The 9,426-nt window shown below is 57.4% G+C and carries 15 protein-coding genes; 12 read left to right on the top strand and 3 right to left on the bottom strand.

Going from position 1 to position 9,426, the window contains the following annotated elements:
• Positions 1-35: 35 nt before the first annotated feature.
• The 3 genes from HKN06_05195 to HKN06_05185 are packed head-to-tail and all read right to left on the bottom strand — an operon-like array spanning position 36 to position 820.
• Complete coding sequence (locus HKN06_05195) at positions 36-194, bottom strand: hypothetical protein (GenBank protein NNF60714.1); 159 nt, start codon at positions 192-194, stop codon at positions 36-38.
• A 27-nt stretch (positions 195-221) separates the two neighbouring features.
• Positions 222-659: a hypothetical protein gene (locus tag HKN06_05190; protein ID NNF60713.1), complete on the bottom strand. Its 438-nt coding sequence runs from the start codon at positions 657-659 to the stop codon at positions 222-224.
• The gene (locus HKN06_05185) at positions 659-820 is read right to left on the bottom strand and encodes a hypothetical protein (GenBank protein ID NNF60712.1); all 162 of its coding nucleotides are present in this window, start codon (positions 818-820) and stop codon (positions 659-661) included. The genes HKN06_05190 and HKN06_05185 overlap by 1 nt, the downstream gene beginning before the upstream one ends.
• Positions 821-905: 85 nt before the next feature.
• On the opposite strand from HKN06_05185, the gene HKN06_05180 reads away from it, so the two are divergent.
• The 12 genes from HKN06_05180 to HKN06_05125 form a co-directional block, all read left to right on the top strand.
• Positions 906-1,100, top strand: a complete 195-nt coding sequence (locus HKN06_05180) for a hypothetical protein (GenBank protein NNF60711.1) — start codon at positions 906-908, stop codon at positions 1,098-1,100.
• Between the two features lie 39 nt (positions 1,101-1,139).
• A complete protein-coding gene (locus HKN06_05175) occupies positions 1,140-1,526 on the top strand; it encodes a hypothetical protein (GenBank protein ID NNF60710.1) in 387 nt (128 codons plus the stop codon).
• 326 nt (positions 1,527-1,852) lie between these two features.
• Entirely contained in the window at positions 1,853-2,068 is a 216-nt protein-coding gene (locus tag HKN06_05170) for a hypothetical protein (protein NNF60709.1), read from the top strand.
• Complete coding sequence (locus HKN06_05165) at positions 2,065-2,322, top strand: hypothetical protein (GenBank protein ID NNF60708.1); 258 nt, start codon at positions 2,065-2,067, stop codon at positions 2,320-2,322. The genes HKN06_05170 and HKN06_05165 overlap by 4 nt, the downstream gene beginning before the upstream one ends.
• 494 nt (positions 2,323-2,816) lie before the next feature.
• A complete protein-coding gene (locus HKN06_05160) occupies positions 2,817-4,091 on the top strand; it encodes a hypothetical protein (GenBank protein NNF60707.1) in 1,275 nt (424 codons plus the stop codon).
• Positions 4,088-6,067 (top strand): hypothetical protein, encoded by a 1,980-nt coding sequence (locus HKN06_05155; protein NNF60706.1) that lies wholly within the window; start codon positions 4,088-4,090, stop codon positions 6,065-6,067. Before HKN06_05160 ends, HKN06_05155 begins: the two co-directional genes overlap by 4 nt.
• A complete protein-coding gene (locus HKN06_05150) occupies positions 6,057-6,260 on the top strand; it encodes a hypothetical protein (GenBank protein NNF60705.1) in 204 nt (67 codons plus the stop codon). Before HKN06_05155 ends, HKN06_05150 begins: the two co-directional genes overlap by 11 nt.
• The gene (locus HKN06_05145) at positions 6,250-7,083 is read left to right on the top strand and encodes a hypothetical protein (GenBank protein NNF60704.1); all 834 of its coding nucleotides are present in this window, start codon (positions 6,250-6,252) and stop codon (positions 7,081-7,083) included. The genes HKN06_05150 and HKN06_05145 overlap by 11 nt, the downstream gene beginning before the upstream one ends.
• Before the next feature lie 2 nt (positions 7,084-7,085).
• Positions 7,086-8,120: a DUF5309 family protein gene (locus HKN06_05140; GenBank protein NNF60703.1), complete on the top strand. Its 1,035-nt coding sequence runs from the start codon at positions 7,086-7,088 to the stop codon at positions 8,118-8,120.
• Positions 8,120-8,419, top strand: a complete 300-nt coding sequence (locus tag HKN06_05135) for a hypothetical protein (GenBank protein ID NNF60702.1) — start codon at positions 8,120-8,122, stop codon at positions 8,417-8,419. Before HKN06_05140 ends, HKN06_05135 begins: the two co-directional genes overlap by 1 nt.
• 103 nt (positions 8,420-8,522) lie before the next feature.
• On the top strand, positions 8,523-9,128 hold the full coding sequence (locus HKN06_05130; protein ID NNF60701.1) for a hypothetical protein: 606 nt from the start codon (positions 8,523-8,525) through the stop codon (positions 9,126-9,128).
• The coding region (locus HKN06_05125; GenBank protein NNF60700.1) for a hypothetical protein at positions 9,128-9,426 on the top strand (299 nt) is incomplete at its 3' end. The genes HKN06_05130 and HKN06_05125, both read left to right, overlap by 1 nt.

Raw genomic sequence — 9,426 nt, 5'->3', positions numbered from 1 at the left:
CAGCTCGCGAATATTGTCGGCTATGTCATACAGGTTCATTCGCTACGCTCCTTTTCCAGTGAAATCGTGCGCAGCTCGAGCGCTACCAGTGCTTCGTCGATGCGTTTCAGCTGTTCGTCGACATCGCACTGCAGATTGTGGATATCGTCGGTCAGGCTGTCGAACGCGTCCCATATTTCATCGAATGGTTTCATGTTTGATTCTCCATTGATACCAGAGGGTTAAAAGGGTATATCGTCGTCGATCGGCGGCGTACTGGGTGTAGGCGCTGCCGAATCCGTATTGGGCTGCGACGGGGGCCGCGCCAGGTCTGCCGCGTTCTGGAACGTATCCGGCGCAGCTGCCGTCTGTGGCAGCTTTGGGGCGACTGACAGCCCATTGACTACCTTGCCCTGAAACATTTTCGGTTCGACGAACAGGTCCAGCCACTGGCCGGTCCAGGCTTCAGTATCCCCGCCCCAGACGTGCGCACACATCAGCGCGTTAGTCTTGTTCAGGACCATGCCCTTGTCTTTGCCATTGAAATGCATGACAGGTTTGGCGTTTTCGTTTTCGGCCACCTCTTCCAGTTTAATGGCTGCCACCTGCAGCGTAACGCGGGCCTGCCCGATATCATCGGATTTCAGGTACTTGCTGGGATATAGATCGTTTATGTTCATTATGCTTTTTCCTTTTCAATGTATTTGAGCTGCCGCAGCGCCTGGGTAAGCAGGAGTGCCACAGCCGCGGTGGTATTGACACTGTGCGCGGTGGCATACCGCTGCAGAGGTTTGTGGAGCTTAGCCGGAATTTCCGGCCGGAGTTGCTTGCGATTGATCATCTGTTTTCCTGTACAGTTGTTGACAGAGACTGTACTGTACGGTATAGTCCATTATATGTCAACAACACAAACCGGAGACAATGAAATGAAAAACTTAGGCAAACTTGAAAACTGGACCAAAAACGACTTAGCGCGGGTTATTGGGCAGGCACTTTATAATGCTGAAAATCCTTTGCCCGCTGATCATTTTGAGGTAAAGCGGTTGATGAAACGCAGCAAAGCCGTTTTGATTCAGCGAACCGAAGACGCAATAAATATACTTTCTAACCGCGTCGCCTAACCCATCCGGCCAGGGACGGCCATAACCGGAGACAATGAAATGACTGACAATAACCTTGCAGAGCAATTAAAAGGACCATTTAACTATGCATCTCGCAAAAAAGGCGAGCCACATTATTTAAAAGTGCCGGAGAGCCTTATTGAGGCATGTGCTTGCGCCCTAACCCCGGTGAAGGACGAGGAAGTGCAAAACATGGTTAAGGCTTTACGAGCGTCAACAATCGGTCATTGCCCGTCTGCCGACCTGATCGAACGGCTGGCGCGGGACAAGGAACGCGCAGAGCAGCAGCGGGATGGATTAAAGCACAACGCATCGGTAATAGTTGATCTGCTATCTGTCGTCGATGAGAAGAAGTGCGCCTTAGAGGTGTGGGACAAAGTTTGTTTGGCGCTTGAATTTGCCGAATCCTCATCAGATCGCTGGTGAACATCGAGGGGGAGTAAAACGACCGTTCGTCAGTCACCACCCGGTGACACATTGAATTAGCACTTGACAAGATGCTAGTATTTTCCGCATCCCCTAGCAGAGCTGCGCAGCCGCCGCCTCAGGTGAGCAGCCGCAGGCTGTCTCGCCGCACTGCAGCGTGTTGTTCTGCCGTGCCCCGCTTGCGAATAGGGCCTTGAGGCAGGCTGACTCAGCTGCGCAGTCCTTTTTTTTTCTTTCCCGCCCCTGTGGATAACTTGCGATTAATTCACGGTAACCCTGTTGTTGCTTTGCTATTATTGTTTTTGTCAATCACATGAGGTAACACTATGAAACCATTAACTGTTACACCCCTGTTTATTGGTATAGCCCTGCTGTTCAGTGGCTGCGCACTCCTGTCCGAACAGATCGGTGAAGGTGCCGAAACCATTGGTGAAGGCATTGAAGCCTATTGCGAGAACATGCCGGCCAGTGAGCGGCCTGCATTCCGTGCCCAGGTGGAAGAAGCCTGTAACTGCACCATCGAGCTGACCTGCGCAGAATGACCCAGCTCAGCAGCGGCGAAATCGCTGAAATCGCTGAGGCTGTCACTTCCCACCTGGAGAAAAGGCGCACGCTGGATGTGGAAACACATCGCAAGCACCACGAGTACATCAGCTCGCTTATCAAGGAAAAGGAAACCCGCAAGGGCAGGCAGGAACAGTGGATCAGGGTTGTGGGCGGCTGGGGTATTATCCTGGCCATCACGGCCATGGCGGCGGCTGGCTGGGAATACCTGAAACACCGGCTGAACGGGTGAGGTATGCCCGCAAGGTCGATGCTAATCAGCGCCAGATAGCTCAGGCACTGAGCCGGTCAGGCCACCACGTCACTGACCTGTCAGCCGTGGGCGGTGGCGTGCCTGACCTGCTGTGTACCCGTAATGGCCAGTGCTTCCTGGTGGAGATTAAAAACCAACAAGGGCGGAATCGATTCACCCCGAGCCAGCTCGAGTATTACGACCTCGTCAAAGCCCCAGTGTATATACTCCGGTCGATTAATGACGTAGAATCGCTCATTAAAGGCCGATTATCCCCGATTAATGGCAGTCAGAAAGAACCTCACGCAAGTCCAGCGCACCCGCGATAAGATTCGCACCAGTCAGCTGATAAATCGCCTGCATAATCATGTGATTGGAAAAAACCAGATGACCAGCACGCAGATCAGGGCGGCTGAGATACTGTTGAACAAGACATTGCCCAACTTGGCGCAGCAAACCATTGACCTGGACATGGACGGCGAGCTGGTGATTACGTGGCAAAAGTAGTCATCCCCTACAAACCACGGCCCGAGCAGCAGATCGAGCACGATCGGCTGGTGCGCTTCAACGTGCTGGTCTGCCATCGCCGCTGGGGTAAGACTTACTTCGCCATTAACCAGCTGATCCGGGATGTGCTGAGCTGCCCCCTGGATAACCCCCGCGGCGCATATGTGGCGCCGCTATTGAAGCAGGCTAAAGCCATTGCCTGGGATTACCTGAAGCATTTCAGCCGGGTGATACCAGGTGCGACGATGAACGAGAGTGAACTGCGCATTGATTACCCCAATGGAGCGAGAATACGACTATACGGCGCCGACAATCCCGATAGCCTGCGCGGGCTGTACCATGATTCTGTGGTGCTGGACGAGGTCGCACAAATGTCCCCGCGACTCTGGTCTGAGGTCATCCGTCCCGCTTTGTCAGACCGCCTTACAGCGGAGCATGAACCGCGCGCTATTTTCATCGGGACACCCCAGGGACCAAACCTGTTTAAAGAGCTGTACGAACGAGCAGAGCAGCGCGAGGGATGGCAGCGCGCAATGCATAAAGCTAGCGAATCGGGTGTATTGCCGGACAGCGAGCTCCGCCAGATCAAAAAGGAACTGACGACCCGCGAATATGCGCAGGAAATGGAGTGTGATTTCACCGCGGCCATTGTCGGCGCGTTTTACGGCCGTGAAATGCAGGATGCCATTGAGCAGGACCGCATCACTAAGGTGCCGTATGACAAGACACATAAGGTCATCACGGCCTGGGATATCGGTATCCGGGACAGCACGGCGATCTGGTTTGTGCAGCACGTGGGCAGCGAAATCCACCTGATCGACTACGAGGAGTATACGAACATTGGACTACCTGACATTATCGGTCACCTGGAACGCAAGGGATACAACTACGGGCAGCACATTGGCCCGCATGATCTCAAGGTTCGCGAGCTTGGGACAGGTCTTACTCGTCTCCATCAGGCGCGACAGCTGGGCATTAACTTTACCGTCGCACCTCAGCAAGAGGTTATTGATGGAATTGAGGCAGTCCGCGGCATCTTGTCCCGGTGCTATTTCGATTCGGATCACTGCGAGCAAGGCATCAACGCGCTGACGCTGTACCGCAACGAGCTGGACGATAAGCGTGGCATCTTCAAGCCAGTGCACGACTGGACCAGCCACGCGGCGGATGCGATGCGGTATTTCGCCATCACCCGCAAGCACGACGACAGCTGGAGCGGTGATCTGGACTATTCATACCTGAACAGGGCAATCGGACAATGAACGATAAAGAAATACTGGCCATCCTGGGCCAGGAAATCACGCACGCACGCGGCTATGACGGCACTGAGCTGGCCGAAAACCACAAGAACGCATTGCGCCGGTACTTCGGGCGATTGCGCGGCGATGAAGTGGAAGGCCGCAGCGCAATCATCAGCATGGATATCGCCGATACGGTTGATTCTGTCATGGCTGAGCTGAGCCCGATGCTGAAAAGCACCCTGATCGAGTTTGAAGCCGATGGCGAGCAGGATGAAGCCCAGGCGCAGCTGGAGAGCGATTTCGTAATGCACGTGGCGCAGAAAAGCAACCTGTACGACCAGTTCTACAGCGCGGCCCACAATGCGCTGCTGCTGCAGAACGGCTGGCTCAAGGTGTATGTCGACGAGTACAGCAAGGTATGGGAAACCGAACACGAGGCCGTCGATGAAATGGATCTGACCGAGTACATGACGCCGACCGGGCCGCATCACAGCATCGAATGCACGCAGCAGAGCGATAATGCCGACGACCCCAGCAAGCTGGATATCACCTGCAAGCACACGCAGAAGTACAAAAAGCTGTGCGTCGAGAGCATCGCGCCAGAGTTCATGCTGTTCTCCAGCGGCCATCAGTCGCAGGACCTGACCGATATCCGGTTTGTGGGCGAAAAGCGGCTGCATACCCGCGGCGAGCTGTTGGAAATGGGCTGCAGTAAGGCAGCAGTCGCCGAGCTGTCTGCGCTCAATTACGAAACGTACTACACCAACCAGGAGCGGCAGTTCAGCAGCGACGACCACCGCGGCGGGTTCGAGACCAGCACGGAAGTGGTCGACGTTTATTACTGCTACGCCTGGATGGACTGCGATGGGGATGGCGAGCCCGAGCTGTGGCACTTCCTGGCCGGTAATTACGAAGCCAATGTGATGCTGAAAAAGGAGCGCGCCAAGTTCGTACCGTATGCGACCGGCAGCGCCCTGGTGGTGCCCAACCGGGTGATCGGGCTGAGCATGTACGACAAAATGTGTCAGGTCGAGAATGCCAAAACGCACGTGCTGCGGCAGTGGTTGGATAACCAGAACCACGCCAACAATACCCGTTTCGGCGCGGTGGAAGGTGAAGTAAACATGCAAGACGTGCTCTCGAGCCGGCCCGGTGGCATTGTGCGGATGCGTAGCCCGGATGGCCTGATCCCGATCCCGTTCAACGATACCGGCCCCAGCTGCCTGTCTGCGCTGCAATACCTCGACGAGGTGCGCACCGAGCGCGGCGGTGGTGCGGTGGATATGCAATCAGGCGCCATGCAGCTGGCCGGCACCAGCGCCACGGCTGCGGTGAACGAATACGGGCACCGGGAGCGCATGACCACCTATTACTGCCGCAACCTGGTCGAAGGGCTGTTCCGGCGCACGTTCATGCTGATCCACGAGGCGCTGCGCTGCTACTACGACGGCAGCATGAGCGCCAAGCTGCGCGGCAAATGGGCGGAAACGAAGCCGATGCGCTGGGTCCCACGTGAAACCGTCAAAATCGTGGCAGGCCTGTCCGATGCCGAGCGGCGCGAGCGAAGCCAAAACCTGCAGATGAACCTGCAATATCAAATGCAGGCCATGCAGCTGGGGCTCGACGGCGTGCTGACCGATGCGGGTGGTATCTATCAAACCCTGGCCGACTGGGTGCGCAGCGCGGACCTGGATGCGGTCGAGAACTTCTACATCGATCCCGACAGCGAGGAAGCGCAGCGAGCCTACCAGAGCAAGGCGCAAATGCAGGAAGCCCGTGCGCAGGCTGAGGAAGACCTCAAGCAGCGCATGTTTGACCAGGAACAGGGCCTGGACCGCTATAAGCACGACACTCAGTTGCAATTCGATCGATGGGAAGCCGAGCTAAAAGCCGGCATCGAGGAATTGAAACTAACCGCGAAGGGAATCGCCGACCTCGAGCTGGAAAGCCTGAAACAGCAGGCGCCAGAGCCGCAGGGGCAGACCGATGCCGCGTAAATCCACAAAGGAAGAAGCTGGCGCCTACATGCAGTCGTTTTTCGACGAGGCAAAGGAAAAACTGACCGATGAGATCGTGCGCACGCGCCAGCCAGGCCGGCGAGGCCAGCTGTTAAAGGAAATCGACGCGCTGGACAGGGTACACTCGCGGTTCTACAATTGGATTAATGGGGTAACGACTGATGCCGCCTGAACTGGAGACAAGCTACATAGCGGACGATCCGCACCCCGACGAGCCGCAGAGCGATATTGCGGCAATCTCTGAGCTAATCACCGGGGGAGACCCCGACGAATCAGAGCCGCAGCAGGACGCTGCAGCGGAGCAGGACGAGCAGCAACTGCCGGAGACGGCCGAAGCGCAGGACACCGCGCCAGAAGATGCTGCTGCACCGACTGACCCGTCACAGGTCGACTATGACCTGGAGATACCGATGCCCGACGGCATGGAGAACATGACTGTCGGACAGCTGAAGGATCATTTCCGGGATCACCAAGACCTGCAACAGGAGCGCGACGACTGGGAAGCACAGCAGAACGAGCAGCAGCTTGAACTGATGGCAGCCCGGCGGCAGCTGGTCGAATTGGCTGAAATGCTGAAGGATGTGAAACCAGAGGTGGTAGATCACGTCCAGCAGATGCAGCAGCGAGATGACCAGCAGGAAGCCGAGCTGTTGCTGAAGACTTTCCCGAAATGGGCCGACCCGGACGCGAAAGCGGCGGCAAGGACCGAACAGCTGGACACGTTCAAGCAATACGGGTTCAGTGAATGGGAATACTCCGGCATCACGGATCACCGTGTTATCAAAGCACTGCACGATCTGACGCAGTACCGCAAGCGGGAAGCGGCGGGCAAGGCCAAGCGGGAACAGCTGCAAAGCAATCCCCCGAAAGGCCAAAAGCCGCCGACCCGCAAGCAATCGCCAGCCCAGGAGCGCGCCGCATTGATTCAACGAGCGAAGCGCGGCACATCCGACGACAAGACAGCCGCGATCAGCTCACTGATTAGCAGGAGCTAAACATGCCAAATCCGGCAGACGAATGGTCAGGCGCCGACCTCGATGGCGTAGCACGTGACGGCCTTATCAACGAGGACGTCATGCAAGCAATCTGGGACATTTCCAACGTCCCGCTTCCTTTTCACGACCGGGCCGGCACTATGTCGGTCAGCAACAGCTACCACAGCTGGACGCAGGACACGCTGGCGACGCCCGATCTTACCAACGCGGCCATCGACGGCGCGGACCTGACCGCGAACGATGCGACCGGTGGCGCGCGGGTCGGCAATCACTGCCAGATCAGCACCAAACGCGTATCGGTCACCACCAGGGCACGCAACAGCGGCACCATTGGCCGTGCGGACGAGCTCGCCTACCAGGTAGCGCGGCGCCAGATCGAGCTGCGCCGGGACCGTGAAGCCATCGTGCTGGAAAACCAGGCCAGTGTGGCGGACGACGGTGATACCGTGGCCGGCAAGCTGGGCGGACTGCCCACCTGGATGGAAACCAACATCGATCTGGGTGCGACCGGCACCGCGGGCGGTTACAACACGGCCGACGGCCTGACCGACGTTTACACGGCCGGCACCACGGCAGCGATCAGTGAGGCCACGATCCGCGACCTGGTCGAGAGCGTGTACAACGAGGGCGGCGAATCACAGGTACTGATGAGCGTGCCGAAAGCGATCCGCCTGATCTCGGAGTACATGTTCACCGATACGGCAAAGATCGCCACGCTGCAGAGTGACCAGAGCCGCAGCCGCGACCCGGCCGCCGCACTCGGTACGGTGAATTACTTCATCACCGATTTCGGCAGCCTGGAGCTGGTCCCGAACCGGTTGCAGCAGTACGTTGATACCAACGACGCGGAAATCCATATTCTGGACTTCCAGTACCTGCGGCTGTCGTACCTGCACGGCTACAAGGTCGAGCCGGTCGCGAAGACGGGTCTTGCCGACAAGCGGATCATGTCCGTCGACGGCAGCCTGGCAGTGTTGAACGAAAAGGCGCAGGCGCTGTATGCCGACGTCCTGACCAACACGGCCATGGTGGCGTAATGGACGATATCATCGACCGGGAGTTTCGGTACGTTCCGCACGAGGACAAGCTGTACTCCCGGTTGGTGATGGACACCAACGTCCGCAAGGCACGGCTGGAAATGAACCAGCGTATGCAGGTGGAGCGCCCAACCCGGGACCTGAAATGGTCACGCTGGGCGCTCTCCATACCGCAGCTGGATCATTACTACCTGTGCAAGAAATACCCGGACCTGGCCAGTCCTGACAAGCATACGCGCGAAAAGGCGCTCGCCAAATTCATGGCCAGCAGTGAATCGGCCCCGTACAAGGTGCGATAATGAAACGGAAAATGAAACCGAAACCGAAGCCCAGGGCGCCGCTCAATCCCCGCGGCGGGATCCAGTCGCGTAAGCGGCTAATCCAGTTTCCGAAAAAGACGTCATGACCCGCGCCGAACTGCTTACCCTGTTCGAGCGCTACCTGAAGCGCAACGACCTGACGGATATGTACAGCGATTTCCTGCTGATGGCCGAAGCGCGCCTGAATACCGTGCTGCGCCTGACTGAAATGGAAAAACGCAGCACCAGCACCCCGACGGATGGCTTCTGGTCACTGCCCACTGACCTGCTGGAGCTGCGGCACATCCAGGCCACGGCCAGCAGCACGGCATACCCGCTCGAGTACGTCACGCCGGAGCAGGCCGACGAGAAGCGGCGGCTGCTGTCCGGCAATTACAAGTTTTACACGCTGTTGGCGAACAGCATCGAAATTATTCCGCACCCGACGGCCGACAGCACCAGCGAGGTGGAGATTTTCTACTACGCCAAACTGTCCGCACTGACCGATTCCGAAGATACCAACGATATCGTGACCAACTACCCGAATCTGTACCTGTACGCGCTGCTGGCCGAAGCAGCCACGTACCGCGAGGCGATCACCCAGGCCGAAGGGTATCTGCAGCTGTTCAACGGCTATGTCGACGACCTGAACACCAGGGCGCAGGCCGCCCGGTTCAGCGGTAATTCAATGCAAATGAGGGCTGTCTAATGGGACTGGAAACCGCAACGTATATCGATGACCTGGACAGCGCTAACCCGGTATCGACCGATAACGTCAGCCAGGGCGACGACCACATCAGGCTGTTGAAATCGACCATTCAGGCATCGTTTCCCGGCGTGACTGGCGCAGTCAATGCCACGCATACCGAGCTGAACACGGTGGCCGACAATGCGGCAGAGGGTACATTCACGCCGACCCTGCTGGCTGGCACCGGCACGATCACGCTCGATACCCTGTATGACACCCTGTCGTATACCCGCCACGGCCGCCTGGTGCATATCTGCGG

This window comes from Gammaproteobacteria bacterium, assembly GCA_013003425.1.
GTDB lineage: Bacteria > Pseudomonadota > Gammaproteobacteria > Steroidobacterales > JABDKV01 > JABDJB01.
Note: the sequence above shows the minus strand (reverse complement) of the source record. Positions and strands in the feature narration are given on the sequence as shown.